27 protein-coding genes are annotated in these 24,527 nt (G+C 39.1%); 19 read left to right on the forward strand and 8 right to left on the reverse strand.

Annotation, left to right across the window (positions count from 1 at the left end):
• Nucleotides 1-46 precede the first annotated feature (46 nt).
• The 11 genes from K6I41_RS01650 (at nt 47) to rplS (ending at nt 10,021) form a co-directional block, all read left to right on the forward strand.
• Nucleotides 47-520 carry a pilus assembly FimT family protein gene (locus K6I41_RS01650; RefSeq protein WP_192454566.1) on the forward strand — a complete coding sequence of 158 codons (474 nt, stop codon included), beginning with the start codon at nt 47-49 and terminating at the stop codon, nt 518-520.
• The gene (pilV, locus tag K6I41_RS01655; protein ID WP_250375093.1) at nt 514-1,074 is read left to right on the forward strand and encodes a type IV pilus modification protein PilV; all 561 of its coding nucleotides are present in this window, start codon (nt 514-516) and stop codon (nt 1,072-1,074) included. The genes K6I41_RS01650 and pilV overlap by 7 nt, the downstream gene beginning before the upstream one ends.
• Complete coding sequence (locus tag K6I41_RS01660; RefSeq protein ID WP_250375094.1) at nt 1,074-2,078, forward strand: PilW family protein; 1,005 nt, start codon at nt 1,074-1,076, stop codon at nt 2,076-2,078. The genes pilV and K6I41_RS01660 overlap by 1 nt, the downstream gene beginning before the upstream one ends.
• Complete coding sequence (locus K6I41_RS01665; RefSeq protein ID WP_216070609.1) at nt 2,075-2,884, forward strand: PilX N-terminal domain-containing pilus assembly protein; 810 nt, start codon at nt 2,075-2,077, stop codon at nt 2,882-2,884. Before K6I41_RS01660 ends, K6I41_RS01665 begins: the two co-directional genes overlap by 4 nt.
• Nucleotides 2,885-2,895: 11 nt before the next feature.
• Nucleotides 2,896-6,750 carry a PilC/PilY family type IV pilus protein gene (locus K6I41_RS01670; RefSeq protein WP_250375095.1) on the forward strand — a complete coding sequence of 1,285 codons (3,855 nt, stop codon included), beginning with the start codon at nt 2,896-2,898 and terminating at the stop codon, nt 6,748-6,750.
• Between the two features lie 12 nt (nt 6,751-6,762).
• Entirely contained in the window at nt 6,763-7,245 is a 483-nt protein-coding gene (locus tag K6I41_RS01675) for a type IV pilin protein (RefSeq protein ID WP_111855056.1), read from the forward strand.
• Nucleotides 7,242-7,667, forward strand: a complete 426-nt coding sequence (locus K6I41_RS01680) for a type IV pilin protein (RefSeq protein ID WP_250375096.1) — start codon at nt 7,242-7,244, stop codon at nt 7,665-7,667. The genes K6I41_RS01675 and K6I41_RS01680 overlap by 4 nt, the downstream gene beginning before the upstream one ends.
• A 147-nt stretch (nt 7,668-7,814) precedes the next feature.
• Entirely contained in the window at nt 7,815-8,066 is a 252-nt protein-coding gene (rpsP, locus tag K6I41_RS01685; protein ID WP_000260334.1) for a 30S ribosomal protein S16, read from the forward strand.
• A 20-nt stretch (nt 8,067-8,086) separates the two neighbouring features.
• Nucleotides 8,087-8,635: a ribosome maturation factor RimM gene (gene rimM, locus K6I41_RS01690; protein WP_198307888.1), complete on the forward strand. Its 549-nt coding sequence runs from the start codon at nt 8,087-8,089 to the stop codon at nt 8,633-8,635.
• 42 nt (nt 8,636-8,677) lie between these two features.
• Nucleotides 8,678-9,433, forward strand: a complete 756-nt coding sequence (gene trmD / locus K6I41_RS01695; RefSeq protein ID WP_151768238.1) for a tRNA (guanosine(37)-N1)-methyltransferase TrmD — start codon at nt 8,678-8,680, stop codon at nt 9,431-9,433.
• Between the two features lie 219 nt (nt 9,434-9,652).
• Nucleotides 9,653-10,021, forward strand: coding sequence for a 50S ribosomal protein L19 (rplS, locus tag K6I41_RS01700; protein ID WP_004789772.1), 369 nt, complete (start codon nt 9,653-9,655; stop codon nt 10,019-10,021).
• Nucleotides 10,022-10,074: 53 nt separating this feature from the next.
• Here rplS and K6I41_RS01705 read toward each other — a convergent pair whose 3' ends face one another.
• Both K6I41_RS01705 and K6I41_RS01710 read right to left on the reverse strand, forming a co-directional pair.
• Entirely contained in the window at nt 10,075-11,016 is a 942-nt protein-coding gene (locus K6I41_RS01705; protein ID WP_192836324.1) for a lipase family alpha/beta hydrolase, read from the reverse strand.
• A 116-nt stretch (nt 11,017-11,132) separates the two neighbouring features.
• Nucleotides 11,133-12,164, reverse strand: a complete 1,032-nt coding sequence (locus K6I41_RS01710; protein ID WP_250375097.1) for a lipase secretion chaperone — start codon at nt 12,162-12,164, stop codon at nt 11,133-11,135.
• A 153-nt stretch (nt 12,165-12,317) separates the two neighbouring features.
• Here K6I41_RS01710 and truB point away from each other — a divergent pair, with 153 nt between their 5' ends.
• From truB to K6I41_RS01725, 3 genes are all read left to right on the forward strand, one after another.
• Entirely contained in the window at nt 12,318-13,223 is a 906-nt protein-coding gene (gene truB / locus K6I41_RS01715; RefSeq protein ID WP_013196721.1) for a tRNA pseudouridine(55) synthase TruB, read from the forward strand.
• A gap of 19 nt (nt 13,224-13,242) precedes the next feature.
• Nucleotides 13,243-14,013, forward strand: a complete 771-nt coding sequence (locus K6I41_RS01720) for a sulfite exporter TauE/SafE family protein (RefSeq protein ID WP_009391954.1) — start codon at nt 13,243-13,245, stop codon at nt 14,011-14,013.
• Nucleotides 14,014-14,224: 211 nt separating this feature from the next.
• Nucleotides 14,225-14,668, forward strand: coding sequence for a hemerythrin domain-containing protein (locus K6I41_RS01725; RefSeq protein WP_001019905.1), 444 nt, complete (start codon nt 14,225-14,227; stop codon nt 14,666-14,668).
• Nucleotides 14,669-14,675: 7 nt separating this feature from the next.
• Here K6I41_RS01725 and K6I41_RS01730 read toward each other — a convergent pair whose 3' ends face one another.
• The 3 genes from K6I41_RS01730 to serA all read right to left on the reverse strand — a co-directional run bounded on the left by K6I41_RS01730 (nt 14,676) and on the right by serA (nt 17,847).
• Complete coding sequence (locus K6I41_RS01730) at nt 14,676-15,539, reverse strand: EamA family transporter (RefSeq protein WP_250375098.1); 864 nt, start codon at nt 15,537-15,539, stop codon at nt 14,676-14,678.
• 92 nt (nt 15,540-15,631) lie between these two features.
• Nucleotides 15,632-16,516: an EamA family transporter gene (locus tag K6I41_RS01735; RefSeq protein ID WP_151768235.1), complete on the reverse strand. Its 885-nt coding sequence runs from the start codon at nt 16,514-16,516 to the stop codon at nt 15,632-15,634.
• Between the two features lie 98 nt (nt 16,517-16,614).
• Nucleotides 16,615-17,847, reverse strand: coding sequence for a phosphoglycerate dehydrogenase (gene serA, locus K6I41_RS01740; protein WP_004789759.1), 1,233 nt, complete (start codon nt 17,845-17,847; stop codon nt 16,615-16,617).
• Nucleotides 17,848-18,214: 367 nt separating this feature from the next.
• Between serA and K6I41_RS01745 the strand changes: the two genes are divergently transcribed.
• Both K6I41_RS01745 and K6I41_RS01750 read left to right on the forward strand, forming a co-directional pair.
• Entirely contained in the window at nt 18,215-19,624 is a 1,410-nt protein-coding gene (locus K6I41_RS01745) for a D-2-hydroxyglutarate dehydrogenase (RefSeq protein WP_250375099.1), read from the forward strand.
• 75 nt (nt 19,625-19,699) lie between these two features.
• A complete protein-coding gene (locus K6I41_RS01750) occupies nt 19,700-20,017 on the forward strand; it encodes a hypothetical protein (RefSeq protein WP_250375100.1) in 318 nt (105 codons plus the stop codon).
• Between the two features lie 13 nt (nt 20,018-20,030).
• Here the strand turns inward: K6I41_RS01750 and K6I41_RS01755 are convergent, their stop codons facing one another.
• Nucleotides 20,031-20,819, reverse strand: coding sequence for a xanthine permease (locus K6I41_RS01755; RefSeq protein WP_250375101.1), 789 nt, complete (start codon nt 20,817-20,819; stop codon nt 20,031-20,033).
• 186 nt (nt 20,820-21,005) lie between these two features.
• Here K6I41_RS01755 and K6I41_RS01760 point away from each other — a divergent pair, with 186 nt between their 5' ends.
• Nucleotides 21,006-21,374, forward strand: a complete 369-nt coding sequence (locus K6I41_RS01760; protein ID WP_004789750.1) for a hypothetical protein — start codon at nt 21,006-21,008, stop codon at nt 21,372-21,374.
• Nucleotides 21,375-21,420: 46 nt separating this feature from the next.
• Here K6I41_RS01760 and K6I41_RS01765 read toward each other — a convergent pair whose 3' ends face one another.
• Both K6I41_RS01765 and K6I41_RS01770 read right to left on the reverse strand, forming a co-directional pair.
• Nucleotides 21,421-21,735: a putative quinol monooxygenase gene (locus tag K6I41_RS01765; RefSeq protein WP_013196729.1), complete on the reverse strand. Its 315-nt coding sequence runs from the start codon at nt 21,733-21,735 to the stop codon at nt 21,421-21,423.
• A gap of 13 nt (nt 21,736-21,748) precedes the next feature.
• Nucleotides 21,749-22,336 (reverse strand): NAD(P)H-dependent oxidoreductase, encoded by a 588-nt coding sequence (locus K6I41_RS01770; RefSeq protein ID WP_250375102.1) that lies wholly within the window; start codon nt 22,334-22,336, stop codon nt 21,749-21,751.
• A 224-nt stretch (nt 22,337-22,560) separates the two neighbouring features.
• On the opposite strand from K6I41_RS01770, the gene K6I41_RS01775 reads away from it, so the two are divergent.
• The gene (locus K6I41_RS01775) at nt 22,561-22,926 is read left to right on the forward strand and encodes a hypothetical protein (protein ID WP_005301067.1); all 366 of its coding nucleotides are present in this window, start codon (nt 22,561-22,563) and stop codon (nt 22,924-22,926) included.
• 371 nt (nt 22,927-23,297) lie between these two features.
• Complete coding sequence (gene craA / locus K6I41_RS01780) at nt 23,298-24,527, forward strand: chloramphenicol efflux MFS transporter CraA (protein WP_250375103.1); 1,230 nt, start codon at nt 23,298-23,300, stop codon at nt 24,525-24,527.

The following is a 24,527-nucleotide window of genomic DNA, read 5'->3' on the forward strand; positions in this document are numbered from 1 at the left end:
TTAAATAATAAATAAAAAATTCTTAAGTTTATTTGGGGTTCTGGGGATGAGGGGAATTATTCCGCAAGAAGGGTTCACCTTGGTTGAGCTTATGGTGACGATTATAGTAATGACCATCATTGCGATGATGGCCGCACCGTCTATGTCGAATTTATTAGAAAGTAAACGACTAGATGAAAATCAACGAGACTTAATCAATACTTTGTCTGAATCAAAAAGCCAAGCAATACTTGGTCGACAAGATGTAACTATTAATCTGAATTCAACAGCTTCAAATACATCAACATCTTTTAATTGGAAAGCTGCAGCCAATAATGCTCTTGAGCTCAAAAATATTGCTGCTAATGGTACGCAGAGTTCACTAACAGCGACGACTTTAACTTTTAATGCGAATGGAGTTGTAAGTAATATCACCCAAGACACACTTTTATCTATTTGTAATTCAAAAATAAATACAAAGAAAATTCTTATTTTAACAAAGCTTGGCACATTAATTTTTAAAGCTGAGGAGACATGCTAATGCTGGGTGGCAAACAAAAAACTCAAGCCGGGGTGGGTTTATTAGAAGTGTTAGTCGCCTTAATTTTACTTGCAATAGGAGTTTTAGGATATGTTGCCTTGCAGGTTCGGGCTATAGACGCCTCTTCAGAAGCACTAAGTAAATCTCAAGCTATTATGATTATGAGAGGGTTAGCGGAAAATATTCGCGTAAATAGTTCTCAAGCTAGTCAATATCCTGCATTTGTTCGTAGTTATAGCAATTACTCCTCTACAACCATAACTCCCACGTTGTGTTTTAATGCCACTTGTACGCCTTCTCAACTTGCTCAATTTGATGCATATCAAGCAGCAAAAAATGCTGATCAACTTGGCATGAAAATCACAATGACAAATTGCCCTGGGGTTACAAGCACAATGACCCAGCAGAGGCAGTGTTTGTTTATTTTCTGGGGGAAAACTTCTCCAGTAATTACAACAAATGGGGGAGTCATTACCGCGGATGTATCGAGTTGTATGAGTACCAATGGCGTTTATGCCAATAATTCAAATTGTTTAATGATGGAGGCATATTGATGGCTCACTCATTTTTTTCGGGGAAGCAACGAGGCTTTACATTAATTGAGCTTATGGTTGCATTGGCTTTAGGTCTGATTTTGGTGGCTGCAGCGACGCAATTATTTATTGGTGGACTTCTATCAAGCCACCTACAAAAAGCAAATGCTGAAATACAAGATAGCGGTATTTTCGGTCTGGAATATATTGCACGTGATATACGCCTTTTAAATTATGGAAATGTAATCAACCCGATATTAACTGATATCACCCCTTGGGGCGGCGTTGTATTAACTGGCTCAACAGCAACTAATAATGACAGTGTCAATTTTGTACCTAATGTTGGAACAAATACTTATATTGCTGATGCTTTATTAAGTCGTGGTGCTGGAGATAGCGTAAGTACTGTTAGCAACCATTGGAAAGGCCTTTCAAATATACAGAACAGTTCAGACACCGCTGTGCAAAGTGATCAGTTGACGATTCAATTTATTGCTCCTACCTCTATGACCAATTGTGAGGGTGTGAATGTACTTGCAGGAGATTTAATTGTAGAGCGTTATTTTTTACGTCTTGATAGTAATGGTAGTTCTCAACAAGATTATGCACTTGCATGTGATGCAAATACTCCCTCTGCTGCAGCCGCGACAGCTCAACCTACCACTATTACTGGCTTGGGTGACGCCGGGCAAATCGTATTACCGCGTATTGATCATTTTCATGTGTTATTTGGTGCAAAAAATGCGGCTGGCAATTTTGCTTACTATACGATTCCCCAGTATCGAGCTGCTGCACAGGCTGCGCGAGATGCCACACCATCTGTAATGGCACCGCGAATTCTTTCAATACAAATATCTGTACTAGCCCGTTCCACGAATAATGCTCAAAACAGAGCAATAGATCCTGCCCAGTCTTTTCTTATGTTAGATCAAACAGTGCATGCTTCTGATAATACAACTCGATTCTTACGCCGTGTTTATAACGTAACAATTGCTCTACGTAATGCGATGGGGGAAAGTCTATGACCCATTTAATTCATCAAAGTAAATCTAAAGAAAAAGGGGCAACCCTTATAGTTGTGCTTATTATTTTGTTGGTTGTTATTTCTGTAGGTGTTTTAGCAATAAGAGTGGCTATAGTTTCTTTAAAAGTTGCTACGAATAGCCAAGTTAGTCAATTAAATTTTCAATCATCTGATACGCCCTTGGAACTCATTGTGCAGATGAATCCTAATACACTGACTAATATTACTAATGTGATTGGTGCAGCGCTCAAAGAGCATGAAAGTAATCCGGGTGCAGAATACAACTTTTGTTATAAGCCTGTTTCTACATCTACAAATTTTGCTCAAACTCGAGGCGCAAGTTTACTTCGGGCAGGAAGTGCTAATAATGCAGTCGTCGAAGATGGCGGGGTAGCGGGTTTTTGTGATTTAACAAGTGACTATGGAAGTAATCGTCAAGCAGTCGTTACCCAAGTTGCTGTCAGTATTCCAACAGATGCTCTTAATGATATTCCGGGTTCAAATTTACCGCGGGGAACAAATACCTCCGAAGGTACGCAACTACCTAAAAGTATGCTGTCTACTCAACGTATTCGAGTGATTACAACTGCTTTTCTACCTGCCTATGCATCTACCTCAATAGAGACTTTACAAAGTGATTGTTTAAGTACGAGTTCAGCAAAAATTAGTGACAATTTTGATACTACATTAACAGCGAAGCAAACCTTAGCAGAGTGTTTGGCAAATCATAACGTACCTTTTAGCACTCAAGTTCAAGAATTTAACTATACCAATAAGCTCACTCAAATTGCGGCACCAGGTTCATAGCGGGGAATATCGTGAAACTAAAATTGAATAATTTTAAGCCAAATAATTTATGGTATGCCATCTGTTCGAGCTCGGTTGCTTTTACATGGCTAGTGACAAGTTCTGTTGCGCAGGCCAGTGATTTACAGATTTATGCTTCACCTACAGCTGGTAAAAAAACTATTGTAATGATGTTAGATACTTCAGGGAGTATGACATCTAATAGTTATAACGAAAATCGTTTGGCTATGCTTAAAAATGGTATGAATGCTTTTTTAGCCAGCAATAATCCTGTTTTAAATGATACTCGTGTGGGTTTAGGTAATTTCTCTGCAAATGGTGATAGTCGAAGTGGGCAAATTTTGGTGGCTGCTGCTCCTTTAGGAGATGCAAGTACTTTAAATACGGTGGGGTCTCAGCGTTATAAATTAAAACAGGCAGTTGCAAATTTATCTGCTGGTGGGTCAACACCTTCAGCACATGCTTATGCAGAAGCTGCTGCTTATTTGATGGGTACATCGACTTATTCAGAGGCGAATTACCTTATTCGCAAAGATAGTTATATAAAACGTGTACGAAAATCTGATAATAGAACAGAATATACATATTGTACGAATTATCGCGATTCACAAATTGATACAGCAAATTTATGGCAACCTTGTCGCTCTAGTAGCTATTGGAGTAACTGGTCAACCTCTAATCCAGGTGTAGCCACGGCCACAGCCTATAATACTTCGTCTGATTCAAGTTATTCTTATACTTATTACTACACCACTTTTAATTATGCTATAGCAAACACTGATAGTGGTATTCCAAAATCAAAAACCAATGATACGACAAGCAATCCGAATATTGTTTTAGATAGAAATGCTTCTAACTTAGATGCCATTTACCAATCTCCTTTACCGGCAGTGGCCAATCGTCAAAGTTGTGATGGGCAGGGCATTTACTTTTTATCAGATGGTGAGCCGAACAATACAACAGATACACGCTCGGCAACAGTAATGTCGACGGCCCTAGGTAGCACTCTGGGAGCAAATTTCAGTTGCTCTGGGGGACTTTCTAATACTTCATCAGATTCTGGTTGGGCTTGTATGGGGGAGTTTGCTAAACGACTATTTGATAAAACAAAAAACCCTGCTGGAGTTTCTATTCAAACAGCATTTGTTGGTTTTGGTAGTGATTTTTCTAGCTTGAGTTCGGAAGATGTGAAAAATGCCTGTCGTCTAAGTTCAAGAACCCAATCTAACCGTAAAAGTGATGATAATTGTTCACCTAATCAACCAAACAATGCAGTTGCCTCTCCAGGATATGGAAACGGTGGTTTTTTTCCTACCCAAAGTGCTCAAGGGGTAACGAATAGCGTTATTGCGTTTATCAATAATTTAGATAAGGTCCCTTTAGAACCTTTAACAACAGGTGCAATTTCTGTTCCTTACGATGCTTTAAATCCTAAAAATTTACAAGAATATGGTTATTTACGTGCTTTGGAGCCTAATCCTGCCAATACGTATTTAACATGGAGAGGAAATCTAAAGAAATATCATGTTGTTTTATCAGGAACAAATGCTGGGGCTTTTGAAGCTAACACGGGTGGATTGGTTTACAACGCAAATGGTGCATTTAGAGCAGATACAAAAGATTACTGGAATAGCTCGAATTACAATGATGGCGGAAAAGTCTTTTTAGGTGGTTCGTATGCAAAAGTTCCTTTACCAATTGCTGGACAAAATGAAACACGTGATGAAGAAGGAAATATCACAAAATATTATTACGCAGTACAAACTAAAATCCGCAACTTATTTACTGATGTTTCCGCTGTTGCAGCGGATGGTAGCTTAACGAAAATATCGACTTCTGGAACTAATTTACTAAGAATTCCTGCTGCTCCTGCTACTGGAGCTAATCCTTTTGATAGCGCAAGTAATACAGCAAGTTATATATTAGGAAAATTTGATGCTTCAACTGGACAAGATATTTTAAAAACTTTCCCTATTAGCTTGAAATTAAAAATATTAAATTATCTAGGTTACTCAACTGATATTAGCGCTACGACTTTACCTTCGTCATTAGTTACATCGAATGCACCATATTTATCGATGGGTGGTAGTATTCATTCTTTACCAGTACAGCTTACCTATAATGGAACATTAGATGAAAATGGGAATTTAACATCTGCGCGTGAACAATCCATTCTCTATGGAACGATGGAAGGTGGTCTGCATATTGTGGATGCCTCAACTGGTGTAGAACAAATGGCTTTCGTCCCTGCTGATATATTAAATGATCCAGTTGCATCAAGAGCTTTAGTTGTTGGGCAAAGTGATACTACAGCTCCTGCTCACGGTATGGATGGGGCTTGGGTATCTGATCCTGCATATAGTATTACTACAACGGGAAGCGGTAGCTCAGCAGTATCAAAAGTAACTGCAAAGCAAATGAATATTTATGGTGGCATGCGAATGGGGGGCAGCAGCTATTATGGCTTAAATGTCTTAAATCCTGCTTCACCTAAGCTTCTATTTAGAGTGGGAGCTGATCAAACTGATTATAGTCGTATGGGGCAGAGTTGGTCTAAACCTGTACTTGCAAATATACGTTATAACGGGGTTATTAAACGCGTCATGATTGTTGGTGGTGGCTATGACCAATGTTATGAAAACCCGAATATTACCTTGAGCAACTCTTGCTTTACGAATGGAAAAGCAAAAGGGAATGCTGTTTATATTATTGATGCTAAAACTGGGGAGCGCTTATGGTGGACTAGTGATACAGGCTCAAATATAGATAACTCTAATATGAAGCACAGTATTGTTAGTCGCATTAGTACTTTAGATCGAGATGCTGATGGTTTAGTCGACCATTTATATTTTGGCGATTTAGGTGGGCAAATTTTCCGTATCGATCTTAATAATAACCAGACAAAAACAAATTCAACTTATAGCAGTTTCGGTATTAGAGTTGTTCGATTAGCCAATTTAGCGACGAATGACTCAAATTATGATGCTTCGAACGATTATACAAATGGGAATGCACCACGGTTTTATGAACCGCCTACAGTCACTATACATGATTATGGTATCCGTACTTTTATTACTGTAGGTATTGCTTCAGGTGACCGCAGTACACCGTTAGATGTTTATCCACTTACGGGACGTGAGGGAATGTCACCTAGCTCGGCATTAAGCGGAAGACCTGTAAACAATGTCTATGGAATTATTGATAAAGACTTTATCAAAAAGAATTTGATGTCTTTAACTGATAGCCAACTTGAAACAAAAGATATTACTCGATCAGCTCTTAGAAAAAATCCACAAATTTTAAGATCTGGAGAAACACGAGTAGCCCAAATTTTCTTCCCAAACAGTGGGACGGGGCAAGGTGGTTGGTATCGCTCACTTTCTAGTATGAGCGATGGCACAGAGAAAGCTAATAATAGTTTCCGTATTAAAGGTGGACTAAAAGCTTTTGAAGAGCCTATGGCCGTTACGGGGACTTTAATTGTGCCTGTTTATGACCCGCAGGGAACAGGTATTGTAGCGGCAGACCCATGTTTACCACGGGTAGTAGGGGAAACGGACCAGCAGACTTACTGCCTACCATTTGGCGCCTGTCTTAACTCTGATGGATCAATTGATCAGAATAAAGAGAATGGCAATGGATTTAAAACACAAACGGGTAGTAACTGCCCAGCAGGGGCCTCTGAATGTAATATAAACGTCATAGGTGCAGGTATTCGTAGCGTAACATTTGTACCAACGGAGGATAACCCACCTGCGACAAATAGTTGTGGGAAATTAAAGCTGTCTGGTAATGAGCAAGGGACGGGACAGTGGCAATGTACGAGTCATTTAGTTCCTACGCGTTGGTATGAGCGTTATCGCTAGAAGGGATGACTTATGAATAAGTACTACATTTTACGGTTCAATCAGGGTTTTACCTTGATTGAGCTCATGGTTGTCATCGTGATTGTCGCTATTTTTGCTTCGATTGCTATCCCTTCATATCAAAGTTATAGCCGTAGAGCGACTGCTTCTGCTGCCAAAGGTGAAATTCTAAAATTGGCGGAACAATTGGAACAGCATAAATCCAAGAACTTTACCTATAGAGGATTTACGACCACATCTGTAACGTTGCCACAGGGTGGTTATACGATTGCAATTAGTGATGATACGACGACAGGAAATTTATTGACAAATGGTGCTGCAAATGGGCAGACATGGGTCATTAAAGCGACAACTACAGATCCAGGAAACATTAACTTTATTGCTAAAAATTCAGGTTTGCGTTGCCAAAGTTTAACAGCTACGGCTGTTGATAATGACTGTGGTGGGACAGTCACTTGCAATGTATGTGAAACAAATAGTGAGAATTGGCAATGAAGAATGGTTTTACTTTAATAGAAATCATGATTGTAGTAGCGATAATTGCAATTTTAGCAGCTATAGCGACACCTTCATATTTGCAATATTTACGTAAAGGGCATCGTACAGCTGTTCAATCTGAAATGATGAATATTGCCCAAACATTAGAATCAGAAAAAATGGTTCACAATCGTTACCCATCAAATGCTACCATTACTTCGATTTATGGCTCAAATGTAAGTCCTCAACAAGGCCAAGCCTTATATAACTTAGCTTTTGCCAACATAACTGATTCAAGCTGGGTGTTAACTGCTACGCCTATTGCTAATACTTCTCAAGCTGGTGATGGGATCATTTGTCTTAATGATCAAGGACAAAAATTTTGGGCAAAAGGTGCAGCGAATTGTGTGTTATCTGCCGCATCAAATTGGCTACAGTAATTTTAAATTCAAAACTGCGGATAACTCAAAAAATAATCTTTCTTTCAGGGCGAAAATCACGTAGAATGTCGCCCTCTATGAAAGGGGTTTGAAGTGTTGCCGATGGTCGGCGCAGGGATAATCCGTAAGAATTATAAGGCTTTTATCATGGTTGTTATTCGTTTAGCACGTGGCGGCGCAAAAAAACGTCCATTCTATCAAATCGTTGTGACTGACAGCCGCAATGCACGTGATGGTCGTTTCATCGAGCGTATCGGTTTCTTTAACCCGACTGCACAAGGTCAAGCAGAAAAACTTCGTTTAGACGCAGACCGTTTTGCTCACTGGGTTTCTCAAGGTGCTCAACCTTCTGAACGTGTTGCTTCTTTAGCTGCTCAAGCTAAAAAAGCTACTGCATAATTTTTTGTAGTAGGTAGCCCATGACATCAACACAGAATGTTCCCGAAGATCGTATTCAGATTGGACAGTTACGTTCAGCTTATGGATTGAATGGGTGGCTCTGGGTGTATTCAAATACAGAACCTATGAGCAACATGTTTGACTACCTGCCTTGGTACATTGAGACCAAGGCCGGTTGGCAAACAATAGATGTAAAACGTTGGAAACCACATGGCAAAGGCTTAGTTGTTGCTTTGAAAGGTGTGAGTGATCGCACTGGAGCAGAAAACTTGGTTGGCGCTAATATCTGGATTGCTAAGTCTCAACTGCCAAAAGCAGATGTAGATGAGTACTACTGGTCAGATTTAAAAGGCTTAACAGTGTTTGGTCTGAATGATGAAGAGCAGGAAGTAAACTTAGGTAAAATTCATGAGTTGTTTGAAACTGGAGCTAATGATGTGATGGTAGTACATGCTACCCCAGACAGCGTTGATTCAGAAGAACGCATGATTCCTTGGCATAAAGATGTAGTACAACGTGTTGATCTTGAAGCTGGTCGTATTTACGTCAATTGGGGCGTAGATTATTAATCCTTTTAGGATTAATACAGCAGGAAAATAGAGGAGTCTGTGATGTTTTTTGCAGTCATTACGCTTTTTCCTGAAATGTTTGAAGCGATTACAGCCTACGGCATCAGCGGACGTGCGGCAAAACGAGATATCGTACAAGTTACTTGTATTAACCCTCGTGATTTTGCTGAGGGAAACTACAGAAGAGTGGATGAACGTCCATTTGGTGGTGGCCCTGGGATGGTGATGATGGCTGAGCCTTTGGCGAAAGCAATTGCGCATGCCAAACAGCTTGCCTCACAAGCAGGACATGCTCATGTTCCTGTGGTGTACATGTCTCCACAAGGCAAAACTTTAAATGAACAGGCAGTACAGCAGTTTGTTGATTATGACGGCTTAATTGTACTGTGTGGACGTTATGAGGGAGTGGATGAGCGTTTGATCCAGCATTATGTTGATCAGGAATGGTCAATTGGTGATTACGTTTTATCAGGTGGTGAACTGCCCGCTATGGTGTTACTTGACAGTATTATTCGCCGTTTGCCGAATGTAATGTCAGATGAACAGTCAGCAGTACAAGATTCTTTTGTTGATGGTCTTTTAGATTGTCCACAATATACAAAGCCAGACCATTTTGAGGGGCTGGATGTACCAGAAGTTTTAAAATCTGGACATCACGGCAATATCGAAAAATGGCGTTTTTTGCAGCGTTATCAACGAACTTTAGAACGTCGACCAGAGTTGACCGAGAAAGTAGAATTGAATAAGCAGCAGAAAAAATGGCTAAAAGATGCGCAAGAGAGCGGTGGTAATTCTTAACCACTATTCTCAGGAACGGAAGTTCTGCAAAAATACGAGAAGCAATGCTTCGAGTTAAAGCATGATTCTATTTAATGAATAGTTTTATGTATATTCTAAGGCTCTTTATAGACATTTTGTCGTAAAGGGAAAGATAAACGGGTTGATATGCGCTTTAGCCTCTATCCCCAGCGGAATTTCAGACCTCTTCTGACTCCGCACATATTGGAGATTCCCACAATGAGTGGTAAACATCCTTTAGTTCAAGCTGTTGAAAATGCACAGTTAAAATCTGATATCCCTGCTTTTGCTCCTGGTGACACTGTTATTGTCCAAGTTAAAGTAAAAGAAGGTGAGCGTGAACGTCTTCAGGCATTTGAAGGTGTTGTAATCGCTAAGAAAAACCGTGGTTTGAACTCTGCGTTCACAGTACGTAAAATTTCTAGCGGTGTTGGTGTTGAGCGTGTATTCCAAACTCACTCACCAGTTGTTGCTAAAATCGAAGTGAAACGTCGTGGTGACGTTCGTCGTGCTAAACTTTACTACCTCCGTGACTTGTCTGGTAAAGCTGCACGTATTCGTGAAAAATTACCAGCTCGTAAAGCGTAAGCTTATAGCGAGTAAAAAAATGCGCCTTTTGGCGCATTTTTTGTTTTAAAAAATTACAGTCCTTGAAGTTTCAAACGGTTTGCATGTTGACGGTAAACTGAGACCGGATCTGATGCAAAAATAGAACGTATTCCAAGTACTTGGTTCACTTCATCTAAATGATTCCAGTTGTAATCATCACGAATTGTTTTGCCAAATTTGGCACTGCATCGAGAAACAAGTCCATCATTATCACCAAATGGATCGACCACTAAGCTACTGCCTGTAAGAGCAATATCAAATGGATCTAATGGATTGGTTAAGGCTTTATTTCCAGAGAAAGAATACATATAAATGCCTTTCTCTTGATATGTTCCCTCACCACAAGAGGTGGTTGGTATACCCATAGGGAATTGAGTATTAAACTGAGCTGAACCTTGAGTCGATAAGCTATGGGCGCCTGCTAAAGAGTCATGCGGATAGCTAGTCGGATCTAGACCTCCTGCCCAAGTAATCGCTGCTGAAAACCAATTTACTAACGTTGCCAGTCCAGACAGAGGAGTACCCTCAACGTTCAGAATGACATCTGCCATTGGTGATCCCTTATGAGGCGCACCAATCGTGGTAAGTGAGGCAACTTTTTCTGGCATGATACCGGCCACATAGCGAATTGTTGGACCCCCATGGCTATGACCGATTAAGTTGACTTTAGGTTTACCAGTAATGGCAATAATCTCTTCTACTTGCTGGGCAAGTTGTTCTCCACGCACTTCTGTTGAGTTAAATGGTGAGACCCTTGTAGCCCAGACATTTCCTCCATTGCGGGCAAGATCAGGAAGAATTTGGTACCAGTAATCGAGACCAAGCGTATCTGTTCCGATTCTGTTAAAACCCGCCATTCCATGATTAAAAACCATTGGATATTTTGTCTGCGCGTAAGATGAATAAACGAACGAGCTTTTAACTTGTTCAGCATTTGTTGCATGGGCCGCTGAAATACTCAGTCCTGAGAGCATTGCAGCGCAGAAAAACATTAACTTCCTTTTCATTTTTTACTCACTATTTTTATTTTGTATGAAAAGCAGCTTCTTACTGCTAGTGAATGTTTAGCCAGTTCCCAAAAAGGAAAGGCTTAGTAATTAAATGGCAGCTCACCTCCCTGATCATGGACCGTTTCAAAAGTTCGAAGTCTTAGTTGTTCTTGTGATGAATTGAATTGTTGTTGGCGTAACTGTTGAATAGCTTGATTTTTGGCGCTATCACTCATGTTACTTTTAATAATTTCATCTCGACCATTGAGATAACTTGTGACCCTTTGTTGCCAAGCATTCCGCTCTGTATCTAAAGTTTCTAATCGTTGAGTCGCCTCGGCTCCAACGAGTGCTGTACGCATTTGTCGAAGTTCTTCAGCTGAACCCTTACGAGCTTTAATTTGTTTGGTCAATGTATGTAAATCATCAAGTTTAGAAAGTTCTTGCAGGTTTTTCTGCCAGTCTTCGGGAAGTTCTTCAAAACGTTCTTTAAGTTTTCGTGCTTTTTCAATTTCGCTTAGAGAAGAGTCTTCAAGTATCTGCATTCGATCTAGCGTATAGTTCTGATAGATATCTTCGCTCGAGAAAAGGCCTTCAATTTCAGAAGTCGAAAAGAAACGCTTTCTTATATCTTGAATTGAATTAAAGATCTTTTGAAAATAATTTTTATCTTGTTGTTTTGCTGAAGGCGTTTGGATTTGAGCAAGCTGTTCACGATATTTTAAATAGCGGCTCCATAAGTCCATAATCTGAGAGCGGGCTGGCTCTAAATATTTGCCTTGAATAAATTTCCCAAAGTGGTTTTTGATTTGTTCTAAATCATTTTCGCCATATTGAGTAATAAAATATTCAAAGCAGTCGCGTGTTTGACTGTTAACGACTAAATGTTGAGAACTATCAATTTTTAACTGGCAGTTAACTTCGGTGTCTTGCTGACTTTTACTATGGTAAGCATCTTCATTTAACGATGAATGATCTGTGGGTTGAGCTGATGCTAAATTTTGAGCTGTATTTTCACTGACTTGGGCTGATGTGTTTTTTGAGTCAGGACTTAACCAATAGACACATGCAATGAGGCTCAAAATAAAAAATCCGAGCACGCACCACAATACCTTCTTCTGCATTCCGTGCATAAAGATATCTTCCTTAAGTTTTAATTTGTTGTTTTTTTACTCGATCATTAATGTGCCATAAAATAAGTGAAAAGGCACCTAAATATTGTGAAAATATCTTGTCGAATTTGCTAACATGTCGGCACTTTTTTCTAGCTTTGTGTTCCAGTAAAAATGACGACAAAAAATCAAAAAATTTCTCGTCGCCATATCAGTGGTGTATTTCTATTAAATAAACCATTAGGGCTCAGCTCAAATGCGGCTTTGCAAAAAGTGCGTTGGTTATATCGCGCCCAAAAAGCAGGTCATACTGGAGCTTTAGACCCATTGGCGACAGGTTTGCTCCCGATTTGTTTGGGAGAGGCTACCAAGTTCTCACATTATTTGCTGGACTCAACAAAGCGCTACCAAACTACTGTTCGCTTGGGGCAAACCACGACGACAGGTGATGTGGAAGGGGAGATTCTACAAGAACGCTCCGTTCCTGTTCTCAACCAAGAGCTTATTGAACAAACCTTAGAAAAATTTAGAGGTGATATTCAACAAGTTCCGCCGATGTATTCGGCTTTGAAAAAAGAAGGCAGACCATTATATGAGCTTGCCCGAAAAGGTATTGAAATTGAGCGTGAAGCCCGCCCAGTCACAATTTATGCTTTAGAGCTCATTGAATTTACCGAAAATAGTATCACTCTGGACGTCACTTGTTCTAAAGGAACATACATTCGTGTATTAGGTGAAGATATTGGTGAAGCACTTGGTTGTGGTGGGCATTTAACGATGCTAAACCGGACTCAAACAGGACATTTTGAGCTTATTCCGAGTTATACCATTGAATATCTGGAAAGCTTAACTGAAGAGCAAAGAGAAGCATTGTTACTACCAGTGTATGCGCCAATTGACCATTTCCTAAAAATTCAGGTGCCTGAAGGGCGTGAAAAATATTTTTGCAACGGTTTAGAAAGCAATATTGAGCATTCTGCAGAAGCAGAAGTTTTGGTTTTTTCGGGTGAGCGTTGTTTAGGCTTAGCTGAGATTACCGATAAAAAACGGTTGGTACCTAAGCGTATCTTAAATTTGTAGTAGATGTAGAGTATAGAGCATGGAATGGGACGTTATCCTAAGTTTGATCTTTTTTGCGTTTACTGCGGGAGCAATTGATGCTGCTGTAGGTGGCGGTGGACTCATCCAGATTCCCGGGATCATGAGCACTTTTCCTAACATGTCGACTGCTACGGTAATTGGTACCAATAAAGTCTCATCCATTTTTGGTACTGCATCGGCTGCTTATACATTTGCTAAAAAAGTAAAATTGCAGTGGAAGCTTTTAGCAGTTATTGCCATTTGTGCTCTGATTAGCTCTTTTGCTGGGGCAGCTTGTCTATCGCTTATTCCTCAATCGGTATTACGTCCTTTCGTGTTCGTGATGTTGATTGTGATTGCCGTTTATACGCTAGTTAAAAAGAACTTCGGGCAGGTTCACACTGAGCAAAAAATTACCAATAAAATGCTGATTTTAGCTGCTATAGGTAGTTTGGCGATTGGTTTTTATGACGGTATTTTTGGGCCAGGTACAGGTAGTTTCTTTATTTTCTTCTTTATCCGTTTTTTACAAGTTGATTTCTTGCATGCTTCAGCTTTGTCAAAAATCGGTAACTTTATGACGAACTTAGCTGCTTTGAGTTTCCTCATTCCGACAGGTCACGCTATTTTGCATATCGGTTTAATGATGGCCGTTGCAAACGTGCTTGGTTCTGTTGTTGGGGTCCGTACCGCGCTTAAATACGGTAGTGGATTTGTCCGTATTATCTTTTTAATTTTGGTGAGTATCCTGATTTGCCGTTTGGGCTATCAAATGTTTGTTACGGGTTAAATAAGATTAAAAGTATGAGCTGTTCCTAAAATGCAGTTCATACTTTTATGTATCATTTAAAATTAGAAATATAAAAATCATTACAGAAGTTTACTAGAAAGAAAACTGTGTAAAAAATAGTCTCATTTTAAGCTACTTAAACATTATAAATTTCAACGTATGATAAACCTTGAAATAAAAAAGATTTTTTAGCTAAAAAATGAGGAAGAGAATGAATATTTTCGAAGCATTAAGAGAAAGCCATGAAAATCAACGTAACCTTTCTGAACAACTTATTCAGACACATGGTTTAACTGAAGAAAGAAAAGAACTATTTGATGCATTAAAAAATGAACTTTATGCCCATTCAGTTGCCGAAGACCGTTACCTCTATATTCCTTTAATGTTTGACGATGTCGGTTTAGATATTACGAGACATGCTTTATCTGAGCATCACGAAATGGATGAGTTGGTTGAGCAGCTCGAAAAAACCGATATGAGTAGCCCAAGCTGGTTAGCAACTGCCAAACAGTTGAGTGAAAAAGTTCATCATCATTTAAAAGAAGAAGAGCATAAATTTTTTCAACAGGCGGGAAAAATTCTTAAAGATAGTGAAAAAGAAACACTCGGTAATAAATATTTAAAGGAATATAAAAAGTATAAAAAGCAGCAATAGTATTTAACTATGCTACTTTTTTAGAACTTCTTAAAGTAACGCCGATTGATGCCAACATTACACAACCTAAAGCCACCCATTGCAGCATGCTGATTTCTTCGTGAAGTAATAAGAAACCCGTTAATGCTGCCAATGCTGGTGCTAAACTTGTTAGGGTGCCGTAAGTTAATTTAGTAAGTTGTTTGAGTGCCATTAAATCAAGTGCATATGGAATAGCCGTCGCTAAAATAGCAATAAGTAATGCTTTACCCCAATACTGTGTTTCAAGTAATGCAGGAGCATTATGCCAGATGCTAATCGGTAGTAAGGTTAGAGCAGATAATCCAATTCCAATGGTTAAAGCATGCATTCCTATATTTTGGGTCACAACTTTCTGACCAAAATAAATATAGAATGCCCAGCAAAGTCCAGCACCTAGCGCGCAGGCAGCACCGACATAGGAAAAGTGGTGCTGTGTTGGGTCTTGCCAAGGCACCATTAATGCAATACCTAACATCGCAAATGCCACCCAAATATAGTCACTCTTTTGTTTAATGGAAAGTAGAGCTAGTCCTAAAGGACCAATGAACTCTAAGCCCACGGCAATTCCTTGAGGTAACTTCCCAAGTGACGTATAGAATAAAATATTCATGAGACCCAAAGATGCGCAGTACATCAATAAATCACGCCATTTTAAATAGGGTAAGCGTGACCAGATTTTCCATGAACGGAACATGATCGCGACAATAACCGTTGCAAAACTCAGCCTTAAAACTGTAACGGTAAGAGGGTCTAATATTGAAATGAGTTGCTTAGCAAATGAAGCACTGATTTGATATGAGACCATCGACAGAATCATATATAGCACAGCAATAATGGGAAGATTCTGCATGGAAATACCCTAGGGCCTCATCTAATATTATTTAAAACTAACAAGGGTTAATTATAGCGAATGCCATGTTTTAACTCGTGGTTTTAGTCGATTTAACTTACTGTTTTTTCACGTTCCTGACGTGCTTTTTGAGTGGTTATGGTACAACCGACTGAAGCTGCAATAATTGTTGCAAGTGCCAACCATTGATTCCATAACAAATACTCACCTAAAAAGATAAAACCAGAAAGTGCAGCAACTGCGGGCTCTAGGCTCATCAATGTTCCGAAACTTAAAGGCGTTAAATTACGTAGGGCTAGCATTTCTAAAGAAAAGGGTAATGCACTGGCTAAAATTGCCAAACCAATAAAATAAAAAAGATAGGGGAGCTCTATAACTTGCCCTATTGAGCCTGAGAAAAAAGTAATGGGTAATAAGATGCATGCGCCCACACTCATTCCTAAACACACAGTGTGATTGCCTGATATACCTGACGGTTTCTGTCCAGCAATAATATAAAGTGCCCAACATGCGCCAGCACTAACCGCAAATAATACTCCGATCCAATCCAGACTATGAGCCTGATTGAAAGGGAATAGTAAAATGAGACCAACAATCGCTAAACTGACCCAGACAAAATCATATTTTTGGCGTGCATGGTATAAGGCCACACTTAAGGGGCCAATAAATTCAAAAGCAACTGCAATACCAATGGGTAGCCGTTCAATTGACAGATAAAAAAGTGCGTTCATTCCTGCAAGAGCAAAGCCATACGCTAAAATAGCTTTCCAGCGGACCTGACTAAAATTAATTCGCCAAATTCTAAAAATAAAGGCAAGAATAATTGCACCTAAGCATAAGCGCATTGCTGAAACGGTAAGGGTAGGAAAGCTCTGGAACAGAAATTTAGCTAAAGATGCACTGCTTTGTACGCTCAGCATAGCGAGAATAAGAAAACCCAACGCATGTAGCTGAGATTTCTGGTTCGAACTGGACATTTTATTATTTGATCGATTGGTATACTTTTCACATGATAATGTAAATGTCCATAAAAAAGCCACAGACAATGCTGTGGCTTTTAAATTTACAGTTCGTATTAGAACAATACGCGCACGCGAATTGTACCTTCAACTTCATGCAACATATCTAAAGCTTCGTGAGAAGCAGAAGCGTCAACGTCCATTACGAGGTAACCGATGTCACCTTTAGTCATGAGTGATTGACCAGAAATGTTGATGCCTTGCTCAGCAAACAAGTTGTTGATTTTAGACAATACGCCAGGTACGTTTTTGTGGATGTGCAATAAACGGTGTTGGCCAGCAGTCAATGGTAATGCGATTTCTGGGAAGTTTACTGCAGAAAGCGTCATACCTTTGTCAGAGTAAGCAACAAATTTCTCTGCAACTTCTAAACCGATGTTTGCTTGCGCTTCCATGGTTGAACCACCAACGTGAGGAGTCAAAATCACATTGTCTAAGCCACGAAGTGGAGAAACAAACTCTTCGCCATTTGCTTTTGGTTCTTTAGGGAATACGTCAACCGCTGCACCAGCAATATGACCAGATTTGATGGCATCCGCTAAATCTTCAATCACTACACATGTACCACGTGCAGCATTTAGGAAGATTGCGCCTTCTTTCATTTTTGCAAATTGTGCTTTAGTGAAGAAGTTGCGTGTAGATGGAACATCAGGCACATGTAATGTAACTACATCAGCAGTCGCTAAAAGTTCGTCTAACGAACCAACTTGGCGAGCATTACCCATTGGTAATTTAGTTACAGCATCGTAATAAATCACATGCATACCTAAGCTTTCAGCAAGAACAGAAAGCTGAGAACCGATGGAACCGTAACCTACAATACCTAAAGTTTTGCCACGAGTTTCGAAAGAACCGACAGCAGACTTGTCCCAACCACCACGATGACAAGCCGCCGATTTTTCAGGAACACGGCGAAGAAGAAGAATTGTTTCAGCAAGTACAAGCTCTGCAACCGAACGCGTATTTGAATACGGTGCGTTGAATACAGGAATACCACGTGCCATTGCTGCTTTAAGATCAACTTGGTTGGTTCCGATACAGAAACAACCCACTGCGATCAATTTATTTGCAGCTTCGAAAACTTCTTCAGTCAATTGGGTACGCGAACGAATACCAATAAAGTGAGCATCTTTAACAGCTTCTTTTAGCGCTTCGCCTTCAAGAGCAGTTTTGCGATAGTCAATATTGGTGTAACCCGCAGCGTTTAGAGTATCGACTGCGTTTTGGTGAACGCCTTCTAACAAAAGGAAACGGATTTTATCTTTAGGTAGTGAAAGATGTTGGCTCATTACGGCTCCGCTACAAAGGCCAAATTTGGTGGCGCTATCATAACATAATGGTCGGTACTATAGATATTTCGTTTGCGCCATCGTCTTATGGCAATTTTATCTATGTCTAATCACTTCTATTTATGGCTTGTGATTAATTTAGAATAGGTTTGGTATGAGATTTTTCTCTGGAAGTCCCATAGAAAAGCATTTATTTACGTTAAACATGTTTTGTAGTGACAGTATCTCTATTCTGAACTTTATCGCTTGAGCTGTTGCATGTAGAATATAGGAGTTCCTTGAACATTATGGCTTTGCTCAGGTGAGAACCCTGAAAATATGAAGTCATATTCCCACCATAGTTTACTTCTTGCTAGGTCTGCAAACGATGAATGCTCCAGTCGCTTTAACACCTGAGTTACTCACCCAATTAACAGCAATCGTCGGTGAAAACCGTATTAAAACCGATGCTGATAGTCTCGAAAACTGGGGTAAAGATCATACCAAGCATTTTAATCCGAACCCATCGGTCATCGTTTTTCCATCGACCACTGAACAAGTTCAGGCAGTTGTAAAGCTTGCGAACCAGTTTAATATTGCGATTACACCGTCAGGCGGTCGTACTGGTCTCTCTGCTGGTGCTGTAGCAACCAATGGTGAAATTGTCATTAGCATGGACAAAATGAACCAGATTCTTGAGTTCTTCCCAGCAGATCGTATGGTACGAGTGCAAGCTGGTGTAGTGACTGAAGAATTGCAAAACTATGCTGAAGAGCAAGGTATGTATTATCCGGTTGATTTCGCGTCAGCGGGTTCTAGTCAGATTGGCGGTAATATCGGTACCAATGCTGGTGGTATTAAAGTTATTAAATACGGCATGACACGTAATTGGGTGCTTGGTTTAACTGTTGTCACTGGTAAAGGCGATATTTTACGTTTAAACAAAGGCATGGTTAAAAATGCAACTGGTTATGCATTACAGCATTTGTTTATTGGTGGTGAAGGTACATTAGGTTTAGTCACTGAAGCGGAAATTAAACTTGAGCGCCAACCACAAAACTTACAAGTTTTAGTTTTAGGTGTTCCTGATTTTGACGCAGTAATGCCTGTATTACATGCATTCCAAAAAGATATCGATTTGACTGCATTTGAGTTCTTTGGTGAACTTGCAATGCAAAAAGTTTTAGACCACGGGCATGTACAACGTCCATTTGAAACTGAATGTCCATTCTATGTATTGCTTGAGTTTGAAGCGCCATATGAGCCAATTCTCGATAAAGCAATGGAAATCTTCGAGCATTGTATGGAGCAGGGTTGGGTACTTGATGGTGTAATGAGCCAGAGTCTTGACCAAGTAGAAAGTTTATGGCGTTTACGTGAAGATATCTCTGAATCAATCGCGCCGTTTATTCCATATAAAAACGATATTTCAGTGTTAATTACTCACGTGCCTGCATTTATTCGTGAGATTGATGCAATTGTTCAAGAGAACTATCCTGATTTTGAAATTTGCTGGTTCGGTCATATCGGTGACGGTAATTTGCACTTAAATATTTTAAAACCTGAAAACTTAACCAAAGATGAGTTCTTTGCGAAGTGTCAGGTTGTGAATAAATATGTGTTCGATACCGTTAAAAAATACGATGGTTCAATCTCTGCCGAGCATGGTGTAGGTATGACGAAAAAGCCATATTTGGAATATTCACGTTCGCCTGAAGAAATTGAATATATGAAAGCATTGAAGTTGGCATTTGACCCGAACGGGATTATGAACCCAGGTAAATTATTTGATCTTTAATACTTGATTGAATAAAAGAATTTCTGTTAAAAGCGTATCGAAAGATGCGCTTTTTTTATTGTTAGGAAAGAGTGAATGATAGAAAAACAAACTATTTGTCACGGGTATATTTGCTTACATCGTAAAGATATTGCTGTTGACTACGTGGATTTTCACAACAAGAATAATGATTTATATATCAGTATGGTTTTATTTATGAAAATAGAAGATTCAACTCATATGATACGCTTATATCTGAAAGATGAAGAAAAGAAAATTTTGGATGAGTTTTTGGTCTGTAAAATTGTATTTGGACAAATTTTAGATCAAGTTGTTTTGATGAAAAATTATTTAATTACAGATTTTCAAGGTAAAAATATAGGAGAAGCTTATATAACAGAAATTAAAGTATAAGCAGTGATAAAAATTATTTCTTGTACGCTTTCCAGCCCGTCACAATATGATAAATCAACGGTAAAAGACTAAGAGCAAAAAAGCTACAAAGCCCAATGGCCCACACAGGTAAATCCCTTGGATTACCTAAAAAGAAATAGGCAAAAATAGAATAAGACAACATCGAAAACATCGCCATTGTTCCAAGTGGAACTGTGACTTTAAAAATTAACGTACTAGCAAATGTTTTGTAGGGTTCCATGTCGCGCTTTAGACTATAGGCAATAATCATGAGCAACACATAACCTAAAATAAACAGCATAAATAAAGCGGCTGCAAACAATAGAATTGTTCGCCAGCTCTTTTCTTGTGCGGTGTGATCACCTGATTCATAAACAACAGTAATATGTTCACCAACTACAGGTACATCACCAGAGCGAACTGAGTTGTCTAAAGTTAGAGTTCTGTTTTGATTATCTTTAAATTGAACCTGAGCAATATGCATCAGTGTCTTAGTTTTATATTTACGCCCATTTGAGTCGGTACGTTCAGTATCTACCCATTCCGAAGTATAACTCACTACAGTTGCATCGTAAGTTGGTTTGGTTGCTAAGCCGTAGACTGCCTGAGAAACCCAATAAGTAAATGGGAAAAATAAAGCACTAATACTAAAAACCACGGCAAATAAATAGGCAAATTCAAACTTACTACTTTTACGATTTTTAGCTAAACGCTTGACCCAAAACTTGGTGAGTACAAATGACCAAATTATCAAAACTGCAACGACCACCAAGAAAACTTGTCCCGCATACGTCAGTTGCATAATGATCCTATTTGTTATGTGTAATAGAAATTAATTTTATCAAACGATTGTCGTTAAAGTTGAGTGAGTAAGAACAATTATTTGATCTGTAAAAGAGTAGCTATCCTTAGAACTACATAGTTTCTACAGAGTAACCGAGCAAGGCATAGCATCATAAAGCTATGCCTTTTGTTTTTGGTGATAAAAATGCAACGTTTATTTTTAATTTCAGCGCTCTGTGCTGGACTTTTCACTGGGTGTGCGACGACCAGTAAATTAATTCCTTTTGTGGGTTCCGAAACCCCAATGCAACAAGTACTTAAAGCTCAACCTGAGATTGTAAAAGAGCATAACAATACCTCAGTTCAGCAAGTGTTTAACCGAGTAGAATCTCCAACAGTTTCTCGTATTGTTGTCATTCAAACAGGTTTAATGGATGACTCCGTCTCTGCCATTCGAACAGAATATGCATTTAAATTAGTGGATGAAAAGTGGCAGTTGCAGAATAAGCAAAAAAGCTATCAGTGTGCGAGAGGGAAAGGCTCTAGAGGTTTCCAGACACAGCTTTGTTCATAAAAACAAAAAAAGACGATAAATATATCGTCTTTTTTTATGGGCTAAATTATACGCCGCTTTCTAAAATTTTAATTTTGACATCAATGACATCATCTTTAACTGCTTCATGATGTGCTTGCATATGAGGTGTAGCCAAATGCGCCTCAAGATGAGCAACACTTTCCCATTTTTCTAACATCACAATTGTGTCAGGCTCGTGGGTTTGGAAGCTCGCATTTGATTTGTGATCAATTAAAGGTTCATAACCATGACAACCATCTTCGGCTAAAACAGTTGGAATAATTTTTTGAAAAGCATCCAATACGTTTTGACGATGCTGCCCAGCTGATTTGGTGCGAATTTCTGCAATAATGGTTAGCATGGATTTCTCCTTATTAAGCTGCTACAAAAACACTATTTAAGTGTGCTTTATATTCTTCAATATAACTATCAACGTTAGGCATTTTAATCACGTCATTTACAATAAAAGTCGGTAATGTGCCCATGCCTAAGAACTGATTAGCTTTATGAAATGGTAAATAAACACCATCTACGCCTACGCCGTGGAAGAACTGATCTGCATCGTCAAATGCTTCCATTGGCGCATTCCAAGTGAGTGACAGCATATATTTTTTGTCATGAATTAAACCACCTGAACCATATTTTTTTGATGTATCAGAACGGCTACGACCATCATTTGCGTAAAGTGAACCATGACCTACAGTAAATACATCATCAATATATTTTTTAACTGTCCATGGTGCACCCATCCACCAACCTGGCATTTGATAAATAACAACATCTGCCCATAAGAATTTTTCTACTTCAGCTTCTGCATTGTAGTCGCTATCTGCACGAGTCACTTGAACTTCATGGCCTAGTTCAGTGAGATGGTCGGTTGCCAATGTCGTGAGCGTGTCATTTAATTCACCATTTGAATGGGCAAATTGTTTGGCGCCATTAATCACTAAAATATTGCTCATGAGAGTTACTCTAATTAAATTCCTAAACTTGATGTGTACTTTACGGAATTTACTCTTGTTGAAAAATGTATGAATTGGAAAAATATTGTTGATTAAAAATCACTAATATTGATTTGATGCATCATTTTATTTTCCACTTTAAAGATAAACACTTTACAAAGTAGAACGGAAAAAATTATTTGTAGTCTTTAGCATTAAATTTGAGTAAATCTAAGAGATTAAGTATGAGAAAAATGAGTTTGCTGATTGCTTTTAGCCTTGTAACGCTAACGGCGTGTACTCCAGCGAAAAATTCTTCTGCTCAACTTGCTGATAGCCCGATACAAGCGGTATTGCTTGATCAGCCCGATCTTTTAAATGATGCAAACAATTTGGATATTTCACAGCAAATGAATGCTGCCGATGATCCCTCTAATGCTCAAGTCACTATTTTACAGACAGATCCGAGCGAAGACGCGATAACAAAAGTCCGTACAGAATATTTATTAAAGCGAGACCAGCAAGTCTGGAAAATTGTAAATAAAAAGCAAAGCTATCAATGTACACAAGGACAAGATGCCCCAGACTTTCAAGTTAATCCTTGTCCTTAATGCTTAATTTTTTATCGAATATGTGGATAACTTTGAGTTTGTGCACAACAAGAATTTGTGGGTATTTGAGTGCAAAAAACTGAAATTTAAGCTTCTTGAAATTGCATGATTGCTGATCAATTTAAAAAGTGCTATTGTTGCGCTCGGCAATTGTGCCAATTGGTAAAAATTACCGAATCTCACGTCATACTTTTTTTCTCGTTTTAGACACCTTGTGAATACGGTGTTTCACATTCTAAACATGCACTCTCACGGCATATAAAAACTTAACTAAAGATTGATAGACCATACTGTCATCGTCATGACTACATTATTTATTTCAATATGTAGTTGCTGAGACATTTTGGCCGCTATTTTGAAGTGTACAACTCATGAAAAATATTCAAACGACAACGTTGAACCGTACAACGTTGATGTTTCCTTTGGCCTTAGTGCTATTTGAATTTGCGGTTTATATTGGCAATGACCTTATTCAGCCAGCAATGTTGGCAATTACTGAAGATTTTGGTGTAAGTGCAACTTGGGCACCATCTTCAATGTCATTTTATTTATTAGGTGGCGCTACAGTTGCGTGGTTACTTGGACCGTTGTCGGATCGTCTCGGACGTAAAAAAGTACTGCTAGCAGGGGTTTTGTTTTTTGCTCTATGCTGCTTCTTAATTTTACTAACCCGGCAAATAGAACAATTTCTAGCATTAAGATTTTTGCAGGGAATTGGCTTAACTGTAATCTCCGCAGTCGGTTATGCCGCTATTCAAGAGAGTTTTGCCGAGCGTGATGCAATTAAAGTTATGGCACTCATGGCAAATATCTCGTTGCTTGCACCATTGCTGGGGCCTGTACTTGGAGCCTTTTTAATTGATTATGTGTCTTGGCATTGGGGCTTTGTCGCCATTGCTGTATTGGCATTACTCAGTTGGGTCGGTTTGAAAAAACAGATGCCAAGTCAGCAAGCTAGTGTAACTCGACAACCTTTTAGTTATCTTTTTGATGATTTCAAAAAGGTGTTCACTAACCGCCGTTTTTTAGGTTTAAGTCTTGCTTTACCGTTGGTGGGCATGCCTTTAATGCTTTGGATTGCTTTATCTCCAATCATTTTGGTAGATGAGTTAAAGCTCACCAGTGTGCAATATGGCTTGGCTCAATTTCCAGTATTTCTTGGTCTCATTGTAGGCAACATCGTCTTAATTAAAATTATTGACCGTCTCGCTTTAGGTAAAACCATCCTGATTGGCTTACCGATTATGCTGATTGGGACACTCATTTTAATATTAGGTGTGGTGTGGCAAACCTATTTAATTCCTTGTTTGCTTACAGGCATGACGCTCATCTGTTTTGGTGAGGGAATTAGCTTTTCAGTCTTATATCGCTTTGCACTCATGTCATCTGAAGTATCAAAAGGAACCGTTGCAGCAGCTGTTTCGATGCTATTGATGATGAGTTTTTTTGCCATGATTGAGCTGGTACGGTACCTCTATACGCAATTTCATTTATGGGCTTTTGTCTTATCTGCATTTGCTTTTATTGCTCTTTGGTTTACTCAACCACGAAGTGCTTTAAAGCAGGAAATGCAAGAAAGAAAGCTCGAAGGAAATGATTAA

The organism is Acinetobacter sp. AS23 (assembly GCF_023612055.1).
Classification (GTDB): domain Bacteria; phylum Pseudomonadota; class Gammaproteobacteria; order Pseudomonadales; family Moraxellaceae; genus Acinetobacter; species Acinetobacter oleivorans.